We start from the raw sequence: 20,946 nt of genomic DNA, 5'->3' as shown, positions 1-20,946 counted from the left end.
TGATCCTTACGCTAATCCGAAATACCGCTCAAAGAACGCGGCGAACTTGTCCAGCACCGTCTGCTTCTTGGCTCCGTGGCCATTGTTCTTGGAGAATCGTGATACCGGTGGCAGGATTTTGATGATGGCTGTGCCGCTGGCCGAGATGCTGCCGTCGCGGAAGGCATTGTCGATGAATTCACGTGCCGCCTCGGCGTTGAGGCTTTCCTCCGCGATGATGCGTTCCAGCTCCTCGGCCTTTTTCGCCGCAACGAAAGCCTGCCACTGCGCGTCCACCTTGGCCTTCGTGTTGACTGAATCGACGAATTGCTCAATCAGGTCTTTCTTGTTGCGCAGGCCAGGACTGGAATTGATGGCGCGCTCGATGGTCGCTCGGATTTCCTTGTCGTCGCCCGTACCCTTTTTCTTCAGGTACTGCTCGACCAACAGCAGGATGTAATCAACATTGATTTCCACTTGCTTGATGAGTTCGATCTCGAAGACCACGTCGTCATTGATCGACTCCTTCTCGGCATCCGATGTGCTGCGGAACTCCGCGTACAGGTTCAGATATAGGCTCTGGTAGTCCTGCATCTCGCGCTCGGTGAGGATTTCGTTGCCTGCAAAATCGTCGAAGGCTGTCAGAATGTTTTTTAGCCTCAGGATGGAGCCGAATAGCTTGATGAATGCCTTCTGTGCCGCTTCGCCGACGATGGCTTTCCCGAGCGGGAATCCGGCCACGAGTTCTCCGACCCGCTTCTCGTATTCCTTGTAGTACTCGGCGTAAGGCTTCAACAACACGATGCCCTTGGCATCCTTATTGCCAAAGAGGGCAAGTGCGTCGTTGGTCTCCTCCTCCAGATTGCGGAAGGAGACGATGTTACCGTAGGTCTTAACCGAATTGAGGATGCGGTTGGTGCGCGAATAGGCCTGTATCAGGCCGTGGGCCTTCAGGTTCTTGTCCGCCCAAAGGGTATTCAGCGTGGTGGCGTCAAAACCGGTCAGGAACATGTTGACCACGATGACGAGGTCCAGCTCACGTTTCTTCAGGCGCTGCGACAAGTCTTTGTAGTAGTTCTGGAACTTGTCTGCCGAGGTATCGAAACTGGTACCGAACAGCGCGTTATAGTCCTGGATTGCGGCGTCCAGAAAATCCCGCGAGTCTTGATCCAGCCCCTCTGTCTCGAAGTCCTCCTCGCCGAGCAGGCCGTCACTTTCCTCTTCATTCGCGGCAAAGCTATAGATCAAGCCCGTCTTCAGCCGTTGTGCTTTAGGCAGCGCTTTCTGTTGTGCTGCGAACTCCGCGTAGTAGCGTTTGGCTGCGTCGATGGATGCGCAGGCGAACAGCGAATTGAACCCGGCCAGTCGCTTGCCATCGTGGCGGTAGGAGTTGGCGCGCTTGGTTTTTTGATCGAAGTGCTCGCGGATGTAGCCTACGATCTGCGTGATGCGCTCCGGTGCCAGTAGCGCCCGTTCGGTGTCGATGGCGGACACCTTCTTGTCTTTGATGCCCGGGGGTAATTTGATCGTGTTGATGTAGTCGATGCGAAACGGCAGCACATTTTTGTCGTTGATGGCATCGACAATCGTGTAGGTGTGTAGCTTGTCACCAAAGGCCTGCTGCGTGGTGCGCCGCATCGGGTGCCCAGTGGAGCCTGAGTTCTCGGCGAAGATGGGCGTGCCGGTGAAACCGAACAGGTGATAGCGCTGGAACATCCGAGTGATTTCTGCGTGCATATCGCCGAACTGGCTGCGGTGACATTCGTCGAAGATCACCACCACATGTGCCTCATACACCGGGTGCTTCTTATTCTTGGCCACGAAACGGGAAAGCTTCTGGATCGTGGTGATGATGATGCGGGCGTTCGGGTCTTCCAGCTGCCGCTGCAATATAGTCGTGGAAGTGTTGGAGTTGGCGGCCCCTTTCTCGAACCGCTCGTACTCGCGCATGGTCTGGTAGTCCAGATCCTTGCGATCCACCACGAACAGCACTTTGTCGATATCGGCCAAGCCGCGTGCCAGCTGCGCCGCCTTGAAGCTGGTCAGTGTCTTGCCGCTGCCGGTGGTGTGCCAGATGTAGCCACCGGCCGCCACGGTGCCCAACTGCTTGTGATTGGTCGAAGTCGCAATACGCTGCAAGATGCGTTCGGCCGCCACGATCTGGTAAGGCCGCATCACCAGCAGCTTACGATCCACATCGAACACACAGTACTTGGTGAGCACATTCAGCAGCGAATGTTTGGCAAAGAAGGTGTTGGTGAAGCCTGTCAGTTCGGTGATGGGCTGATTGCGTGCATCGGCCCACCAGCTGGTGAAGGAAAAACTGTTGGATGTCTTGCTTTTGCTGCGCTTGGCGGACTGCTCCTTCAAATGCCCATCGCGCACGGTGTTGCTGTAGTACTTGGTCAGCGTGCCGTTGCTGATGACGAAAAGCTGTACATATTCGAACAACCCAGACCCCGCCCAGAAGCTGTCGCGCTGGTAGCGGTTGATCTGGTTGAAGGCCTCGCGGATGTCCACGCCTCGGCGCTTCAATTCGACATGCACCATCGGCAGGCCATTGACCAGCACCGTCACGTCATAGCGGTTGGCTCGCGCTGCCTCAACTTCGTACTGGTTGATGACCTGCAGGGCATTGTTGTGGATGTTGGCCTTGTCGATCAGGTAGATGTTCTTGGTGGTGCCGTCGTCACGTTTCAATACCTGCACATGGTCTTCCTGAATGCGCGCGGTCTTTTCCAGAATGCCATCATTTGCGCCTGTAATGCAGATGCTAAAGAAACGTTCCCATTCGGCATCCGAAAAAGTAACCTTGTTCAGCTTCTCCATTTGACGGCGAAGGTTGGTGATCAGCTGCCCTTCCGAGGTAATCGGCAGATATTCATAGGCCTGCACCTGCAACAGCTTGATAAATTCTTTTTCCAGCTCCGCTTCGGACTGGTAGGCCGGCTCGCGCACACCCGGCACATCAGGTTGAAATTCAGCGACGACCGTGCTTTCGTTGGACAGTGCAATCGGTTCATAGCGAAAGGGTTTGAGGTCTTCGCTCATGCGGTTTCCCTAAAAGTAAGCAGCCGGTCGCGGTAGTGTGCGTACTGCTGGCGGCGTCCGGCGATCTCGGCAGGCAAACCGAAGGAAATATCGTTTACCAGTGCGTCAAATTTATCGAGGATGCAGACAATGCGTTCTTGTTCTTCGAGCGGAGGGACGGGGATTGTTAGTTTGGCCAGACTTTCACTGGATAAACGCTTGACCTTTGCGCGCGCGACATATTTATTTTTCTCCGCATTGAATCTCTCAGTCTGAAAAAAATACGACACAAACTTGGGATTCATCTGGTGGCGAAATGCAAAGCAGTCGTCGTGAATCGCAACTTCATCCGCACCTAGCCAAGCGACCGCCTTGCCCACATCCTCAACTGTCTCACCGACAGCAGCAATCACGATATCCCCCTGTTGTGCGAAACGCAGTGTTGTTGCCAGATCAGTGCGCACATGAGAAACCGCCTGCATTGCGGAGGTTCCATATTGAGTATAGATATCGCCGTAGTGAATGCAGCTGATTCCCTCTGGGACGTAATCGTCCTTGGTGAATCGACGGCCGCGTGTAAATTTTCCAATCTCACCCAAGGTCATCCACCTTATACTTGCTTGCTTGCTTTCGTCAGCGTCCGCGCGCTCATCGAAGCTTAAGAGCGCGTCGCGGTAGTACTTGTACTGCCGCCGACGCGCCTTCAATTCCGCCTCCAACTCCGCCTCCAACTCCGCCTCCAACTTGGTGAACGTGTCAAGCACCTTTGCAATTTCTACCTGCACCTCTATGGGTGGCCGTGGAATGCGGAATGCCTTTACCGCTGCATCTGTGATGGCCGGGTAGCTTGCGCCGCGCTGATTGGCTTCTACATAGCTGTAAAAGGTTTCTGTTCCGAGTAGGTGAAACAGAAAATTCGGCAGAAGCAAGTCAGCTCTTGGACGAAGGACGCAGTAGCCTGTGCTGCATATTTGTCTGTCGTATTCCGAAGGGATTAGGCAGTAGCGTTTTAGCATCGGTCTAGTTGTGCCTAAAATCACGTCTCCTTCGCGCACGATTTGCTGCGCCCGACTCGGCGCGGTTTCGCTATCAATAGTTTCTGTGTCGCCGATAGTGTGGGTGTTGCGATCAACCGAAGTCAGATCGATATATTGGAATGCCGCACCCTTGGCGTCCTGCCAGCGGATATTCGAGGTTCGCTCAAGTAACTCCCCGATCTTGTTGAACTCCACCCCGTCTGGGCAATGCTCGACAATGAGTTCATCGATACGGTTCATGCTCGCGCTCCTTCCAAATCCGCCACGATGGCATCAATGGCCGTACGTAGTTCCGCTTGCCGGGCCACGATGTGGGTGATCTCCGCATTTAGCGAAGTGATATTTACGGTTTCACTTGTGTCTGCCCGCTCAACGTAGCTGGAAACGGCGATGTTGTAGCTGTTGGCAGCAATGTCACCGTTCTCGACCAAGCGTGCAAAATGGTCGGCGCTCTTACGCTGGATGAAGGCATCTAGGATTTTTTGCCGATGGTCTGACAAAAGCTTGTTCTTATTGCCGCTGCGCACGAATAGGCTGGAGGCGTCGATGAACAGCGTGGCGTTGTCAAACTTGGACTTCTTCAGCACGATGATGCAGGTGGCAATCGTGGTTCCGAAAAACAGATCCGGGGGTAACTGGATGACGGCATCGACATAGTTGTTGTCGATCAGGTACTGCCGGATCTTCTGTTCCGCGCCGCCGCGATAAAGCACGCCGGGGAATTCGACGATGGCGGCCGTGCCGTTGACCGCCAGCCAGCTCAGGATGTGCAGGGTGAACGCCAGATCGGCTTTGCTCTTGGGAGCAAGCACACCTGCCGGGGCGAAACGCGGATCGTTGATCAGCAGCGGGTTGGCGTCGCCATCCCATTTGATCGAGTACGGCGGATTGGAGACGATGGCTTCAAACGGTTCGTCATCCCAGTGCGCCGGGTCGGTCAGCGTATCGCCGTGAGCGATGTTGAATTTTTCATAGTTCACGTCGTGCAGGAACATGTTGATCCGGCACAGGTTGTAGGTGGTGAGGTTGACTTCCTGACCGTAGAAGCCTTGGCGCACTTTGTCGTGGCCCAGCACCTTCACGAAGTTAAGCAACAGCGAGCCCGAACCACAGGCTGGGTCATAGACCTTGTTGACCTCGGTTTTACCGACCACGGTGATGCGGGCCAGCAGCTCGGAGACTTCCTGCGGTGTGTAGAACTCTCCACCGGACTTGCCAGCGGTGGAGGCATACATCTGCATCAAGTATTCATAAGCATCACCAAACAGGTCGATGGTGTTATCGGCAAACCCATTGCTGCCGTCTTGTCGATTGTTGGCCAAGGGCAAGTCGCCAATGGCATCGAGCAGTTTGACCAGCTTTTCGTTGCGCTTGGCGACCGTGTGGCCCAGCTTGCTGCTGTTGACGTCAAGGTCATCGAACAACCCCTTGAAATCGTCTTCGCTGTCTGAACCATTGGCCGACCCTTCGATGTCAGCGAAGATGCGCGAGAGAGTTTCATTGAGGTTGGCATCAGACCGAGCACGAGCCCGCACATTGGCGAACAGTTCCGAGGGCAGGATGTAGAAGCCCTTTTCCTTCACTGTCTCGGCGCGGCCGAATTCGGCATCGGCATCGCTCAATTTGGCGTAGTCGAAATCGGCACTGCCCGCACGGCGTTCCTGTTCGTTGAGGTAACTGGTCAGGTTCTCTGAAACGAAACGGTAGAACAACAGGCCGAGCACGTAGGTCTTGAAGTCCCAGCCATCGACACTGCCGCGCAGGTCGTTGGCGATGCGCCAGATGGTTTTGTGCAGCTCGGCGCGTTCTTGTTCTTTATTGTTGCTCACGCTTTGAAACCTCCCCACGTTGCTGCCCCGCAGAGGGGCTGTTGTCCGTTGCGATATCGAGATTCCAATGCGTGCTCAATACCTTCACAAGGCGCTTTTGCCGTTCAGTCAGTAATGTCGGAGTCCAATCGCTTTCTGATCGAACTTCCTGCGTCAGGATGAAAGGCGACGCAGTGCCCTTGCCCTTGAAGTACACTTCTTTCTTCTTGGCAAAGTCGTAGTTGCTCGCAGATGAGTTCTTGTTCCTATCCAGCGGAACCAGATTGGCCAAACGGTGCGTCCAACCATCGCGCTCGTCTTCGTCCGGGAACCACTTGATCCAGTCCGAACCGTCGGGCGGTGTTTGCGGTAGAACGTGCTCCAGCGACACGGCATCTTGAAGCTGCACCCCGGGGGCGCGCACCAAGGACTCAAGGCGCAAGACCAGCGCCATCCGCGCCTTGGGCAGATCGTCGTAAACGTCTCCACCTAGTGCCGCGACGAACTTGCGCTTTTGCGTGTCTGTCAGGGCAAGCGTGGTGAGCTCGGCCAGATGCCCCTTGAAGGTGTCCGGTTCGATTTCCTTGGTGAGTGCGGCGTAGGTTTCGATGCGCTCGTTGATGCCCACCTTGGTGACCAGCAGGAAGTAGGTCAGGCGTTCCAGCGACTGGAAGAATTCTGCAAGCAATTTGGGCTGCTGCCTGAAGCGCTTGAAATAGACCAGTGCCGGGGGTACCCAGTCCTTGAAGTCAACACGATTGAGCCAAGACACGTGCTCGTTGATAGTCTCGGCGTACTCGGTGGCCTCGAAGTCGGCATCGCGCAAGAAGTTCCAAACTTCGGCGTAGGGTTTGATGACATTGTCGACGAGGTCGATAGGGGTCTTGTACTCAGTGACGTGCTCCTGGAACTCCTTGACCAGGATGTACTTCTGCTTCTTCTTGGCGTAAATGCTACGGATGTGGCCAAATAAGTCACCGAAGGCGTCGCGGCCCAGCGAGCTTTCGATCCGGCTCCACACTTTTGCGTAGGCGCGGCTCTTGACGTCGCCTGCCGTGGTGCGGATCAGGCCCAGCACCTGCGCCTTGATGATGTCGATAGGCGCGAGGTCGAGCCCCCGATTGTTGAGCACTGAAAAGATGCGGTATGCGGCTTCGAGGTCGGGCGTTGAGATAACAACCAGCGAGCAGTCGTTGGCGAGGAACTGCCACAGAGCAATCAGTTCGGTAGGCGGAAGCGCGTTGGCCTTTTCGAGCAGCAGCGTGGCGTTCTCGTGATAACGCAGACGGCTGTCTTTCAGCTTGTCGGTACTGGCGACCAACTGTGCGATACCACCCGGTTCCTGAATGTTGGTGCGGAAGAAGTCGGCATCCTCCTCGCGAGCTGTCAGGCGGTACTCGTTCTTCTCGCCAAGACTGACCTTGCCCTTTTTGTAGAGGAAGTCGGTGATGTCGTCTGCCGCATCCGGCATCACTGTACGCAGCACGGCAAAAAGCATCGTGAGCGTGGACAAGCGCTGCTGACCATCGACAACCGACGACTTCGGCTCCCGGTCGTTTTTGATCAGAACGATGCTGCCCAGGAAGTATTGGCTGTTGGCGCCGGAGACACGTGCATCCTGCATCGCCGAATACAGGTCATCGAACAGCTCTGTGGCCTGCTCGGTTGTCCAGGCGTAGGGGCGCTGGTAGTCCGGAATCTCGAACTGGTAGCTGCCCTCAAAAATCTCGCGGATCAGTTTGTCGTGGGCTTCAAGTGTCTTGGCCATCGTTTTTGTTCTTTCTTATCGTTTCTTGGGACTGCTGGGGACTTGATAGCCCGGAGCCAGCCGCGCGTTCTCAACGCCGTACAGCGCCAGCGGATCGCTGAGCCATAAGCGGTACTGTTCTTCCGAAAGGCGGTGGTCGGGCGAGCAGTCCACGCTCCAGCGCAGCAGCATGTAGCCTGCGACAGCTGCGCGCACACGCATTCGCATCGAGCCCTCGGCCATCCCGTAATCCATCTCGATGATCTCAGGACGTTCAAGGCGCGGGTGCGGCACGAAGTCCAGTTCGACGATGCGCGTCCACTGGATGTCGTTGTCCGGACGTTCGTTTGGCTGCGGCTCCCCGCCGAGCAACATTGGCGCTTCGATTCGGGTGACGACAAAGTCCCGAAACTCATTGCTCTTGCGATCAAAGGCGCGGACGTGCCAGCGGAGGCCGGTGTCAACTAAAGCGAAGGGCACGATTACTCGCTCGGAATTGCCGCTACTCATCGAGTGGTAGCGGATGGCGATCGGCCGTTTGGCATGGATCGCCCGGCAGACCGGGGCTAGCACATCCATCCTAGGGATGCTCAGAGCGGTGGGCGACTCGCATGGCAGCAGCGGCTGCGAGACGACGTTTGTCCCATCACCAAACCCAAGAGCGAGCACTGACAGGACGCGCTGCGGTGCGTGCTCGAACATCGGCGAGAACTCCTTGCCGATTCGGTAGATCTTGTTGCTACCGTCGAATTCGATATTTTGCGGTGCCATTTCCCGGTACAGCGCCAGATCGCGCGTTGCGCCAGCAGGGGCCACTCCGAAGCGGGCGGCCAAGTCTGGGCGGCCAACCTCCCCCACGAAGTAAAGGCGGAAGTCAATGTAAGCAAGTCGCTCCCGCTGGGCTTGACTCACGCTTTCGACGCGCTGGCGATGCATAGTCAGACGCACCTCACTCGCAGCCGAGGGGCGTAAAAATGGAAACAGCGGTTCGGTTGCTCATTGTCAAATGATTTATCTAATCAAAAAGATGACATTATGAGCGATAATTTGATACCAAGCAAGTAATCAAAGTAGGGCTATCCGGTGGTGACCCTCGGCGACGATCCGTCTCTATCCAACTCGGATTGTTGACACGGGTGCAGTTGAGAGAGGTACTGCGTGGTGAGGTATGCAACGCATCATCGAGGCGATGGACAATTCCATCGGTTGGGCTCGACTGGCTGAAGTTGGGCGTAAATAGGCCGGACACGAGGACTTCTCGTGCATGAAACAAAAACGCCAACCTGCATGGGTTGGCGTTCTGTTTGGGACTGTTCTTGGTGGCCCGGGGCGGAATCGAACCACCGACACAAGGATTTTCAATCCTCTGCTCTACCAACTGAGCTACCAGGCCAAGGAGCAGAATTATAGCAGCACCGGGCGAAATTGCAAGGAACAATTTCTCGCGCACACAAACGCTATAATGGCCGGATGAATAAACCATCGTCCCCCGCCGCGCCGCGCGTTATCGAGAGTGACATTTGTATTGTTGGCAATGGCGCGATCGCCAAGACCACCGCGCTGGGCCTGGCCCAGTCCGGCCTGAGCGTCGCCTTGCTCTGTCCGCCGTCGTCGGCGCCGGCCGCCGCCGCATCCGCCGACCCCGGCTGGGACGCCCGGGTCTACGCCCTCAACCACACCGCCCATCATCTGCTGTCGTCGCTGAAGGTGTGGGACGCGCTCGACGCCGCCCGCGTGGCGCCGGTCGACGCCATGGTGATCCAGGGCGACGGCGCCCGCGCCGGCGGCTTGTCGTTCGACGCCTACGGCGCCCACGCCGGCACCCTGGCCTGGATACTGGAAGACCGCAACCTCGGCCAGGCGCTCGACGCCGCCCTCAAGTTCGCCCGCGACGTGACCCTGGTCCACGGCCGCGCGGCGGCGCTGCTGCGCGACGACGATGGCGCCATCGTGCGGCTTGCCGACGGCGGTGCCGTCAGGGCGCAGCTGGTGGTCGGCGCGGACGGCGCCGAGTCGTGGGTGCGCGGCCAGTGCGACATCGGCCTCGATTACCGCAGCTATGGCCAGAGCGCCATCGTGACCAACTTCGATTGCGAAAAGCCGCACCACGGCGCGGCCCACCAGTGGTTCACCGGCGCCGAGGGCATCGTCGCGCTGCTGCCGCTGCCCGGCAACCGGGTGTCGCTGGTGTGGTCGGCGCCGGACGTGCTGGCCGACCGGCTGCGCCAGGAATCGGCCGCGCAGATCGCCGAGCGCCTCGCCGTCTACGCCGCCGACCAACTGGGCGCGCTGACGCCGCTGCAACCGGAGCTGGTGCGCGACTTCCCCCTGCGCCTGGTCCGCCCGCACGCGATGACGTCGCAGCGCGTGGCGCTGGTCGGCGACGCCGCCCACGTGGTCCATCCGATGGCCGGCCATGGCATGAACCTGGGCTTCGCCGACGTGGCGCAGCTGATGAAAACCCTGGGCGAGCGCGAACCGCAACGCGGCGTCGGCGACGAGCGCGTGCTGGCGCGCTACGAGCGCGCGCGCAAGGAAGACGTGCTGCTGATGCAGCTGACCACCGACGGCCTGGCGCGCCTGTTCGACGCCGACATCGAGCCCTTGCGCGTGGTCCGCAATTTCGGATTAAACTTGTTGGATAAATTACCTGTGCTGAAGCGCCGGCTGATCTCCCACGCAATGGGTAAATGAGCACCGAAACGCCGCCGCATGGTCTGTCTGTAGTCACCGGAGATGTCATGAAAAAAAGTAAGTTCGTTTTGCTGTTGTTGTCAGTATTGATGGCGTCTTGCGGTCAGGCCCAGAACGCGCCGAGCGAGGAGGAGATCAAGAAGCTGGTCGAGCCGCGCCTGGGCGAGGGCGTCAAGGTCGATTCGGTCAAGGCCACCCCTTACGCCGGCCTGTATGAAATCCGCATGGGGAATGAAATCCTCTACACCGATAAAACCGGCACCTATGTGTTCAACGGTCATATCTTCAACCTGACCACCGGCACCGACCTGACGCGCGAGCGCATCGACGATATCAACAAGATCAAGTTCTCCGATCTGCCGCTGGATAAGGCCCTCAAGACCGTCAAGGGCGACGGCTCGCGCGTGATCGCGGTGTTCGAAGATCCGAACTGCGGCTACTGCAAGCAGTTCCGCAAGACCACGCTCAAGGAGATCGACAACGTCACCGTCTACACCTTCCTGTACAACATCCTGCGCGAGGATTCGTTCACCAAATCGGCCGGCGTGTGGTGCTCGGCGGACCGCAACAAGGCCTGGGACGAGTGGATGGTGAACGGTAAAACGCCGGCCGCCGCCGCCGAATCCTGCAAGACCCCGAACCAGGATGTGCTGGCGCTGGGCCGCAAACTGGGCGTGACGGGCACGCCGTCGATCTTCTTCGCCGACGGTTCGCGCATTCCCGGCGCGGTCGATACCAAGGCACTTGAGGCGAAGTTCGCCAAGCTTAAGCAGTAAGCAGTTCCGCAAGGGGACCCCGTCGCGGTCCCCTAAAAATATACCCACAAGCGCGCCCCTCCAGGAGAATTAAATGATCACATTGAATATCAACGGCAAGGACGTGCAGGTCGACGCCGATCCATCGACGCCGATTTTGTGGACGCTGCGCGATAACCTGAACATGACCGGCACCAAGTTCGGTTGCGGCGCGGCCCTGTGCGGCGCCTGCACCGTGCACCTGGGTGGTGAACCGATCCGCTCCTGCGTGACGCCGATTTCGGCCGCCGTCGGCCAGCAAATCACCACCATCGAGGCGATGGAAAACGACAAGATCGGCAAGGCCGTGCAGGATGCCTGGGTCAAGCTCGACGTGCCACAGTGCGGCTACTGCCAGAGTGGCCAGATCATGAGCGCGACCGCGCTGCTGCGCACGAATAAAAAGCCGTCGGACACCGACATCGACAACGCCATGAGCGGCAATATCTGCCGCTGCGGCACCTATCAACGCATACGCGCCGCCATTAAAGACGCCGCCAACACCATCGCTTAAAGGAACACCGTATGCGTATCGAATGGCTTAATCAGGAAAACATGGCCTCCCTTGGCGCGCTGGCGCCGGCGGCGGGCGTCTCGCGCCGCGGCTTCATGAAAGCCGGCGCGGTTGCCGGCGGTGGCCTGGTGCTGGGCTTCTTCCTGCCCGGCGCCGGCCGCCTCGCCAACGCCCAGCAGCCGGCCAAGGTCTATGAACCGAACGCCTTCCTGCGCATCGCGCCGGATAACACGGTGACGGTGCAGGTCAACCGCATCGAGATCGGGCAGGGCGTGCAAACCGCGCTGCCGATGCTGATCGCCGAGGAACTCGACGCCGACTGGTCGAACATGGTCGGCGCGCTGGCCCCGGCCGGCGATCAGTACAAGGACCCGATCTTCGGCATCCAGATCACCGGCGGCTCGGGCAGCATCGCCCACTCGTATATCCAGTACCGCGAAATCGGCGCCAAGGCGCGCGCGATGCTGATCGCGGCGGCCGCCGAGCAATGGAAGGTGCCGGCCGACCAGGTCAAGACATCCAAGGGCACGCTGACCGGGCCGGCGGGCCAACAGTCCACCTACGGCGCGATGGCCGATGCGGCGATGAAGCAGCCGGTCCCCGCCAGCGTCAAGCTGAAGGACCCGAAGGACTTCACGATCATCGGCAAACCGGTCAAGCGCCTGGACGCGACGGCCAAATCGAGCGGCAAACAGCAGTTCGGCATCGACTTCAAGGCGCCCGACAGCAAGGTCGCCGTGGTGGCGCGGCCGCCGGTGTTCGGCGCCAAGGTCGCCAAGTTCGACGCCAGCAAGGCCAAGGCCATCAAGGGCGTGATCGAGGTGCTGCAGGTGTCGACGGATCGCGGCGGCAGCGGCGTGGTGGTGGTGGCCGACGGCTACTGGCCGGCCAAGATGGGCCGCGAGGCGCTGGTCATCGATTGGGACACCAGCGGCGTGGAAAAAGTCAGCAGCGACAAGCAGCTGGCGGAGTTCAAGGCGCTGGCGCTGAAACCGGGCACGCCGGTGCGCAAGGCCGACACCTCCAAACTGGCCGGTGCGGCGAAGAAGATCTCCGCCGTCTACGAGTTTCCGTATCTGGCGCACGCGCCGATGGAACCGCTCAACTGCGTGGTCGATCTGCGCGCCGACGGCTGCACCGTGTGGGCCGGTACCCAGTTCCAGACCTTCGACCACGGCGCCATCGCCGCCACCGCCGGCCTGAAGCCGGATCAGGTGGTGCTCAACACGATGACGGCCGGCGGCGGTTTCGGCCGCCGCGCGGTGCCCGGTTCCGACTATCTGGTCGAAGCGGTCAACGTCGCCAAGGCTTGGCGGGCCGCCGGCAAGACCGAACCGGTCAAGGTGATGTGGAGCCGCGAGGATGACATCAAGGGCGGGTACTACCGCCCGTCGCATGTGCACCGCGCCGATATCGGCTTCGATGCCAAGGGCGGAATCGTCGCCTGGGACCACGTCATCGTCGGCCAGTCGATCATCACGGGCACGCCGTTCGAGGCGGTGATGATCAAGGACGGCGTCGATTCGACGATGGTCGAAGGCATGGGCGAACCGTACGAGGTGCCGCTGAACCTGAGCGCGCACGCGGTCAAGGCCAACGTGCCGGTGCTGTGGTGGCGCTCCGTCGGTTCGACCCACACCGCCTACGTGATGGAGACGCTGATCGACGAAGCCGCGCACGCGGCCAAGATGGACCCCGTCGCCTACCGCAAGAAGCTGATGGGCGAGAAGGGCAAGCGCCACGTGGCGGCGCTGGAGCTGGCGGTCGCCAAGTCGGGTTACGGCAAGAAGGCTTTACCTAAAGGCCAGGCGTGGGGCGTGGCGGTGCACGAGGCGTTCGGTACCGTGGTCGCCTACGTGGTGGTGGCGTCGGTGAACAAGGACGGCACGCCAAGGCTGAACAAGGTCACCGCCGGCGTCCACTGCAACACAGCCGTCAATCCGCTGACGATCGAAGCGCAGATCCAGGGCGCCGCACTGATGGGCCTTGGCATGACCTTGCCCGGCGCCGCCATCACGATCAAGGACGGCGTGGTGGAGCAGCAGAACTTCAGCGACTACACCGTGGCCCGCATGACCGACATGCCGGCGATCGACGTCCACATCGTGCCGTCGAACGACCCGCCGACCGGCATCGGCGAACCGGGCCTGCCGCCGCTGGCGCCGGCCTTCGCCAACGCGCTGTTCAAGTTGACCGGCAAGCGCCTGCGCAAGCTGCCGTTCGATCTGAGCGCGGCCAAGGCCAAGGCCTGAGCCGCATGGCGTTGACGGGTATTTTGCTGGCGGCCGGACGGGGAAAGCGTTTCGATCCGTCCGGCGTTCAAAACAAGCTGCTGCAAACCCTGGGCGACGCTGGCGACGTGGTGGTCGCGGCCAGCGCGAAGAACATGCTGGCCGCGCTGCCGCGCGTGCTGGCGGTGGTGCGCCCCGGCGACGACAAGGTGGCCGCGCTATTGGGCGCGCTCGGTTGCGAGGTGCGCGTGTGCGCCGACGCCGACCTGGGCATGGGCGAGTCGCTGACGACGGCGATCGAACACACCAAGGGGGCGGAAGGCTGGGTGATCGCGCTGGGCGACATGCCCTACGTGCTGCCGGAGACCATCCGCGCGCTGGCCGCCACGGTGGAACGGGGCGCGCGCATCGCGGCGCCCGTATATGAGGGCCGCCGCGGCAATCCGGTCGCCTTCAGCAGTTTTCATTTGCCGCTGCTGCTGGCGCTGTCCGGCGACCAGGGCGCGCGCGCGATCTTAAAAAGCCATGCCGTGAGCGAGTTGGTGGTCGACGACGCTGGCGTGGTGCGCGATATCGATATGCCTGGCGATCTGCGGGGCGATCTCCCATAAAAGGACCAAGATGAAGAAATTGAACAAGAACGCGGCCATCGCCTATGCCATCGTCGGCCACGATCTGGCGGCGCACCTGTTTCACGTCACGCTGACGGTGGACGCGCCGGCGCCGGACGGCCAGATCTTCGCGCTGCCGGCCTGGATACCGGGCAGTTACATGATCCGTGAATTTTCCCGCAACATTGTGCGCATCAGCGCCGAATCGAACGGCGAGCCGGTCGAGCTGACCAAGCTCGATAAACATTCGTGGAAGGCGGCGCCGCCGAAGGGCGGCTTGAACGACCGCCCCGCGCCGCTCACGCTGCATTACGAAGTCTACGCCTGGGATTTGTCGGTGCGCGCCGCGCATCTGGACCAGAACCACGCGTTCTTCAACGGCACCAGCGTGTTCCTGCGCGTGCTGGGGCAGGAAGACCAGCCGCACGTGGTCGACATTCAGCGGCCGGACCACGCGGCGGCGCAAACCTGGCGCGTGGCGACGTCGCTGCCGGAGCTGAAGGCCAAGCGTTATGGTTTTGGCACGTACATCGCGGCCAACTACGATGAGCTGATCGACCATCCGGTGGAGCAGGGCGATTTTGCGCTGGCCACGTTCAAGGCCCATGGCGTCCCGCACGACATCGTCATCAGCGGCCGGGTGCCGAACCTGGACCTGGCGCGCCTGAGCGCCGACCTCAAACGGATTTGCGAAACCCAGATCGCGTTTTTCGAGCCGAAGTCCAAACAGGCGCCGATGGACCGCTACGTCTTCATGACCTTGGCGGTGGGCGATGGCTACGGCGGCCTGGAGCACCGGGCCTCGACCGCGCTGATCTGCGCCCGCGCCGACCTGCCGAGCACGACGGCCACCAGCAAGGACATCAGCGACGGCTATCTGCAATACCTGGGGTTGTGCAGCCATGAATACTTCCACACATGGAACGTCAAGCGCATCAAGCCGGCGGCGTTTGCGCCTTACAATTTACAAGTCGAAAACTATTCACCGCTGCTGTGGTTGTTCGAAGGGTTTACCAGTTATTACGACGATTTGATGCTGGTGCGCGCCGGCGTGATCGCCGAGCCCGCGTATTTCAAGCTATTGGGCAAGACTATTGGCAGCGTGCTGCGCGGTAGCGGCCGGACCAAACAAAGCGTCGCCGATTCCAGCTTTGATGCATGGGGTAAATATTATCGTCAGGATGAGAATGCGCCGAATGCAATCATTAGTTATTACACGAAAGGTTCGCTGATCGGCCTGGCGCTGGATTTGAGTATCCGCGCTAAAACCGGCGGCAAGAAATCGCTCGATGACGTGATGCGCGCATTATGGGAGCGTTATGGCCGCGATTTTTATCAGGGTGGCGGCCGCGGCGTAACGCCGGCCGAGGTGGAAGCGTTATTGGACGAAATCAGCGGCGGACGTTTCAAGCCGTTCTTCGATAAATATATACGCGGTACCGAGGACGTGCCACTGGCTAAATTGCTGGCGCCGTTCGGGGTTAAATACGCGGACGAGCGTAAATCGTCAAAGGCCAGCCTGGATGCGAATATCGGTCGTGACGGTAACGACTGCAAATTGTCGAGCGTGCACGAAAATGGCGCCGCCCATTTGGCGGGGTTATCCGCCGGGGATTTATTGGTGGCCATCGATGGTTTGCGTGTGACCGCGACCAATCTGGAAACCCTGTTGTCGCGCTACGGCGTCGGCTCCAATATCGAGGTGCACGCCTTCCGTCGCGACGAGTTAATGACTTTTAGTGTCGCACTGCAAGGTGACCGGGTACCCAATATCACGCTGACCTTGGATCCCGCCGGCAAGAAATCGACCGGTCCGCTGCGCCCCAGCGCGGCCCGCTAGCTTCCCCGTTACCGCCACCGCCGCATCGGTTCTCCGTTTGCCGGCGCTGGCGGTTTCTTTTCGTCAATCCCAAGCTAAATCTTGGCATGTTATAGCCAAAATCCGGCACGTGTGGCGGCGTGGGCGCGACATTTTTTGTGCATCGCAGCGTTTGATGGGGCTTAATTTTCCGTCAAGTCCGGTTCTGGTTTAAAATTTAACCATAACTCTTCATTGGTTAGCTACCGATCCGCAAGTTATGCCACTCGATCCCGCCACTATCGTTTTGATGTCGACCGTGATGGCCGTTGCGATGAGTGTTGTCGTTTATTCCGCCCATTCGAGTTTCCCCCGCGAAATCAAAGGTTTGAAACAATGGGCGATCAGCCTGGTATTGCTGGCGTTCGGCTCGGGGATTTACGCCTCGAGTAGCGGGCTATTGGGGAATATTTTGTCGCCGCTGTGCGCCAACGCCGTCATTCTATGGGGACTCGGATTCGGACTGATCGGCACACAAATGTTTTACAGCCGCGAGTGCTCATGGTGGTTATTCCATTTTATCTGGTCGTTGGGAATGGTGACGAGCGGCTATTATGTGATTGTCGATCCTGATTATTCCGGGCGCCTCGCCATCTTTTCGATCCTGGCTTTTGTTTTATATTCTTATCAGGTGGTGCTGATATGGGGTTATGGCGAGCGCCATTTCTCCACCGTGTTTTTTGGATTATTGATGTTATTCCAGTCGGTCATCGTGCTGATACGCGGCGTTTTGGCCATGACCCATAGCAGCGACGATATGAATTTATTCGTCAGCGGCCCCCATCAAAACCTGTATCTGGTCACCAGCCATTTCATGACTTTACTGCTGACGGTGGGATTCATGACGGTCGCCACGCGCCGCCTGCAAACGATATTGGAGCGCCGTTCGACCCTGGATCCGCTGACGCAGGTGCTCAACCGCCGCGGTTTTACCGAGGTCTATGCGAAGGAACACGCGTTGATGCGCCGCGAGCAGACCGTCATGACGATGCTCAGCATCGATCTGGACTACTTCAAGGCGATTAATGATTGCTATGGACATTCTATCGGCGATCGGGTTTTAACCGATGTGGCGTCGGTCATCGCCAAGGCCTTGCGGGCGTCGGACCACGTGGCCAGGTTCGGCGGGGAGGAGTTTATCGTGCTGCTGCCGGCTACCGGGCTGGAGCGCGCCCACCATGTCGCCGAGCGCATCCAGACGGTGCTGCGGGCGCCCCGTTCCGAAACGGAGAGCGAGCAGAGCGCTGCGGCGGCCGCCTTGCCGCCGTACACGGTCAGCATCGGCATCGCCTGCCAGGTCAGTCCGGATGAGGAGCTCGACCACATCCTGCTGCGGGCCGACCGGGCGCTGTACTGCGCCAAGGAACGCGGCCGCGACCGCATCGAGATCGCCGCCGAGGCGGTGCTACCGCTGCACGCGTCGGCTTAGTGTTTGTTGCTTAGTTGAAAAGGCGGCTCAGCTCGGCGCCCGGATCGGGCGCGCGCATGAACGCTTCGCCGACCAGGAAGGCGTGGACGCTGGCGTCGCGCATCAGCTTGACGTCGGCCGGCACCATGATGCCGGACTCGGTGATCACCAGTTTTTCCGGCGGAATGCGGTCCAGCAGGCCGATGGTGGTGTCGAGCGAGGTCTCGAAGGTGCGCAGATTGCGGTTATTGATGCCGACCATGGCCGTTTTCAGGCGCAGGGCGGCGGTCAGTTCGTCGCCGTCGTGGGTCTCGACCAGCACGCCCATGCCCAGCTCGTGCGCGCAGGCCTCCATTTCGGCCATCAGGCCGTGGTCCAGCGCCGAGACGATCAGCAGGATCGCGTCCGCGCCCATCGCGCGTGCCTCGTAGATCTGGTAAATATCGACCATGAAGTCCTTGCGCAGCACCGGCAGCGCGCAGGCGGCGCGCGCCTGGCGCAGATAGGCCTCCGCACCCTGGAAGAACTGCTCGTCGGTCAGCACCGACAGGCATGCGGCGCCGTTGGCGGCGTAGCTGACAGCGATGTCGGCCGGGCGGAAGTCGGCGCGGATCACGCCTTTCGATGGCGACGCTTTTTTCACTTCGGCGATGATGCCGGCCGAACCGGCGGCGATCTTGGCGCGCAGGCTCGCCTCGAAGCCGCGCAGGCCGGCGCGCAGTTCGGCATCGCCTTCGACTTCGGCGCGCAGGCTGGCCAGGTCACGGTGCTTTTTTGCGGCGGCGACTTCGTCTGCCTTGACCGCGAGGATTTTTTTCAGGATATCGGACATGAGGGACCTAAGATTATTGTTGTTCCGCCAGCGCCAGGCGCAGGCCGAGAGCCAGGAAAAGACCGCCGGTAACGCGGTTCAGCCAGAGCGCGACCAGCGGCTTGACCTTGAGCCGCGCGCTGGCGAAAGCGGTGAAAACGGCCAGGCCGTTACACCATAACATGCCGTTGAAATTGAAGATGCAGCCCAGGATGATGAACGCCAGCGGCTTGCTGGTGGAATCGGCGGCGATAAACTGCGGCACGAACGCCAGGAAGAACAAGGCCACCTTGGGATTGAGCACATTGGTCAGAAAGCCCTGGAAGAAGATTTTACGATACGGCAGGCGCGTGGTCGCGGCGGCGGTCGCGTCGTCCGCCCCGGCGTCGGCCTCGCCGCGCAGTTTGGCGCGCAGCATGCCGATGCCGACGTAGACGATGTACGCCGCGCCCACCCACTTGACCACGGTGAAGGCGGCGGCGGACGTCGACAGCAGCGCCGACAATCCCAGCGCGGCGGCGAAGATATGCACCATCGTGCCGGCGCCGATGCCCAGCGCGGCGGCCGAACCGGCGCGCCAGCCCTGGGTCGCGCTGCGCGTCATGATCAGCAGCGAATCGGGACCGGGCATGATGTTGAGCAGCAGGCCGGAGATGATGAACAGCGTCAGGTCGTGGATGCCGTACATGACCGCCGCCCTTAGTTGGCGCCGGCGAGGCTTTGCGTGACCCGCACGAACTGCTCGATCTTTTTGAGCGCCTCGCCGGAGGTGATGGCGACGCGCGCGCGCGCCAGACCGTCCTCGATCGAACTTGCCACCCCGGCCGCGTACAGCGCGGTGCCGGCGTTGAGCGAGACGATATCGTAGGCCGCGCCAGGTTCGCCGCGCAGCGCTTCCATCATCTTCGCTTTCGATTCGGCGGCGTCGGCCACCTTCAGGTTGCGGCTGGCGATCATCGGCAGGCCGAAGTCCTCCGGATGGATTTCGTATTCGCGGATCTCGCCGTCGACCAGTTCACCGACCAGGGTGCCGGCGCCCAGCGAGACCTCGTCCATATTGTCGCGGCCATAGACCACGATGGCGTGCTGCGCGCCCAAGCGCTGCAGCACGCGCACCTGGATGCCCACCAGGTCGGCGTGGAAAACGCCCATCAGAATGTTCGGCGCGCCGGCCGGATTGGTCAGCGGCCCCAGGATGTTGAAGATGGTGCGCACGCCCAGTTCGCGGCGCACCGGCGCGGCGTGTTTCATCGCCGCGTGGTGGTTGGGCGCGAACATGAAGCCGATGCCGGTCTGCGCGATCGATTGCGCGATCTGCTCGGGCTTGAGGTTGATGTTGGCGCCCAGCGATTCGATCACGTCGGCGCTGCCGGACGACGACGACACGCTGCGTCCGCCGTGCTTGGCCACGCGCGCGCCGGCCGCCGCCGCCACGAACATCGAGGCGGTGGAGATGTTGAAGGTGTGCGCGCCGTCGCCGCCGGTGCCGACGATGTCGAGCAGGCCGGTGGTGTCGGCCATCGGCACCTTGGTGGAGAATTCGCGCATCACCTGCGCGGCGGCGGCGATTTCGCCGATGGTTTCCTTCTTCACGCGCAGGCCCATGGTCAGGGCAGCGATCATCGACGGCGACATTTCGCCGGACATGATCTGGCGGAACAGGTGCAGCATCTCGTCGTGGAAGATCTCGCGGTGTTCGATACAGCGCAGCAGTGCTTCTTGATGGGTGATAGCCATGACAATTCCTTCTTTAATTTGTAGAGCGCGGAACCCGCAACCCGCAGCCTTGAGTGATACGCATGCGTTACCACTAGGGGTCGGACCCAGCGGGGTCCGACCCCGGTTGGCAGTGCGGGTTCGCTAGCGAACCAGGAAGTTCTTCAGCAGTGCGTGACCGTGTTCCGACAGGATCGACTCGGGGTGGAATTGAACCCCCTCGATGTCGTAGTCCTTGTGGCGCACGCCCATGATTTCACCGTCATCGGTCCATGCCGTCACTTCGAGGCAGGACGGCAGCGAGCTGCGCTCGATTGCCAGCGAGTGATAGCGGATCACCGTGAACGGGGAGGGCAGGTCCTTGAAGACGCCCACGCCCGTATGCGCGATTAAAGAAGTTTTGCCGTGCATGACCTGCTTGGCGCGTATGACATTGCCGCCGAACGCTTCGCCGATGGCCTGGTGGCCGAGGCACACGCCTAGGATCGGCTTCTTGCCGGCGAAGTGCTTGAGCACCTCGATCGAGATACCGGCCTGCGACGGGTCCTTGGGGCCCGGCGAGATGCAGATGTGGTCCGGGTTCAGCGCCTCGATTTCCGCGATCGTGATTTCGTCGTTGCGGTACACGCGCACATCCTCACCCAGCTCGCCGAAGTACTGCACGATGTTGTAGGTGAAGGAGTCGTAGTTGTCGATCATTAGCAGCAT

At 60.3% G+C, this 20,946-nt stretch carries 16 protein-coding genes and 1 tRNA gene; 7 read left to right on the top strand and 10 right to left on the bottom strand.

Features of this window, described 5'->3' with window-relative positions:
* Positions 1-6: 6 nt before the first annotated feature.
* The 6 genes from JOD97_RS21080 to JOD97_RS21055 form a co-directional block, all read right to left on the bottom strand.
* Positions 7-3,030: a type I restriction endonuclease subunit R gene (locus JOD97_RS21080; protein WP_209722863.1), complete on the bottom strand. Its 3,024-nt coding sequence runs from the start codon at positions 3,028-3,030 to the stop codon at positions 7-9.
* Positions 3,027-4,286 carry a restriction endonuclease subunit S gene (locus tag JOD97_RS21075; RefSeq protein ID WP_209722860.1) on the bottom strand — a complete coding sequence of 420 codons (1,260 nt, stop codon included), beginning with the start codon at positions 4,284-4,286 and terminating at the stop codon, positions 3,027-3,029. Before JOD97_RS21075 ends, JOD97_RS21080 begins: the two co-directional genes overlap by 4 nt.
* Positions 4,283-5,875 carry a type I restriction-modification system subunit M gene (locus JOD97_RS21070; RefSeq protein ID WP_209722857.1) on the bottom strand — a complete coding sequence of 531 codons (1,593 nt, stop codon included), beginning with the start codon at positions 5,873-5,875 and terminating at the stop codon, positions 4,283-4,285. Before JOD97_RS21070 ends, JOD97_RS21075 begins: the two co-directional genes overlap by 4 nt.
* Positions 5,862-7,622: a DUF262 domain-containing protein gene (locus JOD97_RS21065; RefSeq protein WP_209722854.1), complete on the bottom strand. Its 1,761-nt coding sequence runs from the start codon at positions 7,620-7,622 to the stop codon at positions 5,862-5,864. Before JOD97_RS21065 ends, JOD97_RS21070 begins: the two co-directional genes overlap by 14 nt.
* A 15-nt stretch (positions 7,623-7,637) precedes the next feature.
* Positions 7,638-8,537: a YafY family protein gene (locus JOD97_RS21060; RefSeq protein WP_209722851.1), complete on the bottom strand. Its 900-nt coding sequence runs from the start codon at positions 8,535-8,537 to the stop codon at positions 7,638-7,640.
* A 381-nt stretch (positions 8,538-8,918) separates the two neighbouring features.
* A tRNA-Phe gene (locus JOD97_RS21055) sits at positions 8,919-8,994 on the bottom strand.
* A 77-nt stretch (positions 8,995-9,071) separates the two neighbouring features.
* Between JOD97_RS21055 and JOD97_RS21050 the strand changes: the two genes are divergently transcribed.
* From JOD97_RS21050 to JOD97_RS21020, 7 genes are all read left to right on the top strand, one after another.
* A complete protein-coding gene (locus tag JOD97_RS21050) occupies positions 9,072-10,295 on the top strand; it encodes an FAD-dependent monooxygenase (protein WP_209722847.1) in 1,224 nt (407 codons plus the stop codon).
* Positions 10,296-10,342: 47 nt separating this feature from the next.
* The gene (locus tag JOD97_RS21045; protein WP_209722844.1) at positions 10,343-11,071 is read left to right on the top strand and encodes a DsbC family protein; all 729 of its coding nucleotides are present in this window, start codon (positions 10,343-10,345) and stop codon (positions 11,069-11,071) included.
* Positions 11,072-11,144: 73 nt separating this feature from the next.
* Positions 11,145-11,603 (top strand): (2Fe-2S)-binding protein, encoded by a 459-nt coding sequence (locus tag JOD97_RS21040; RefSeq protein ID WP_209722840.1) that lies wholly within the window; start codon positions 11,145-11,147, stop codon positions 11,601-11,603.
* Positions 11,604-11,614: 11 nt separating this feature from the next.
* Positions 11,615-13,855 (top strand): xanthine dehydrogenase family protein molybdopterin-binding subunit, encoded by a 2,241-nt coding sequence (locus tag JOD97_RS21035; RefSeq protein WP_209722837.1) that lies wholly within the window; start codon positions 11,615-11,617, stop codon positions 13,853-13,855.
* A gap of 5 nt (positions 13,856-13,860) precedes the next feature.
* Complete coding sequence (locus JOD97_RS21030; RefSeq protein WP_209722834.1) at positions 13,861-14,445, top strand: NTP transferase domain-containing protein; 585 nt, start codon at positions 13,861-13,863, stop codon at positions 14,443-14,445.
* A 10-nt stretch (positions 14,446-14,455) separates the two neighbouring features.
* On the top strand, positions 14,456-16,285 hold the full coding sequence (locus tag JOD97_RS21025) for a M61 family metallopeptidase (RefSeq protein ID WP_209722831.1): 1,830 nt from the start codon (positions 14,456-14,458) through the stop codon (positions 16,283-16,285).
* Positions 16,286-16,523: 238 nt separating this feature from the next.
* Positions 16,524-17,732, top strand: coding sequence for a GGDEF domain-containing protein (locus tag JOD97_RS21020; protein ID WP_229264622.1), 1,209 nt, complete (start codon positions 16,524-16,526; stop codon positions 17,730-17,732).
* A 10-nt stretch (positions 17,733-17,742) separates the two neighbouring features.
* On the opposite strand, the gene trpC is transcribed toward JOD97_RS21020, so the two are convergent.
* The 4 genes from trpC to JOD97_RS21000 form a co-directional block, all read right to left on the bottom strand.
* On the bottom strand, positions 17,743-18,543 hold the full coding sequence (gene trpC, locus JOD97_RS21015) for an indole-3-glycerol phosphate synthase TrpC (protein ID WP_209722828.1): 801 nt from the start codon (positions 18,541-18,543) through the stop codon (positions 17,743-17,745).
* Positions 18,544-18,556: 13 nt separating this feature from the next.
* On the bottom strand, positions 18,557-19,210 hold the full coding sequence (locus tag JOD97_RS21010; protein WP_209722825.1) for a LysE family translocator: 654 nt from the start codon (positions 19,208-19,210) through the stop codon (positions 18,557-18,559).
* Between the two features lie 11 nt (positions 19,211-19,221).
* Complete coding sequence (gene trpD / locus JOD97_RS21005; protein ID WP_209722822.1) at positions 19,222-20,259, bottom strand: anthranilate phosphoribosyltransferase; 1,038 nt, start codon at positions 20,257-20,259, stop codon at positions 19,222-19,224.
* Between the two features lie 123 nt (positions 20,260-20,382).
* Positions 20,383-20,946, bottom strand: a complete 564-nt coding sequence (locus JOD97_RS21000; protein WP_209722819.1) for an aminodeoxychorismate/anthranilate synthase component II — start codon at positions 20,944-20,946, stop codon at positions 20,383-20,385.

The sequence above is a fragment of the Duganella sp. 1411 genome, assembly GCF_017833525.1.
Classification (GTDB): Bacteria; Pseudomonadota; Gammaproteobacteria; order Burkholderiales; family Burkholderiaceae_D; genus Rugamonas.
The sequence above is the reverse complement of the archived record's forward strand: the minus strand, read 5'-3'. Positions and strand labels throughout refer to the sequence as shown.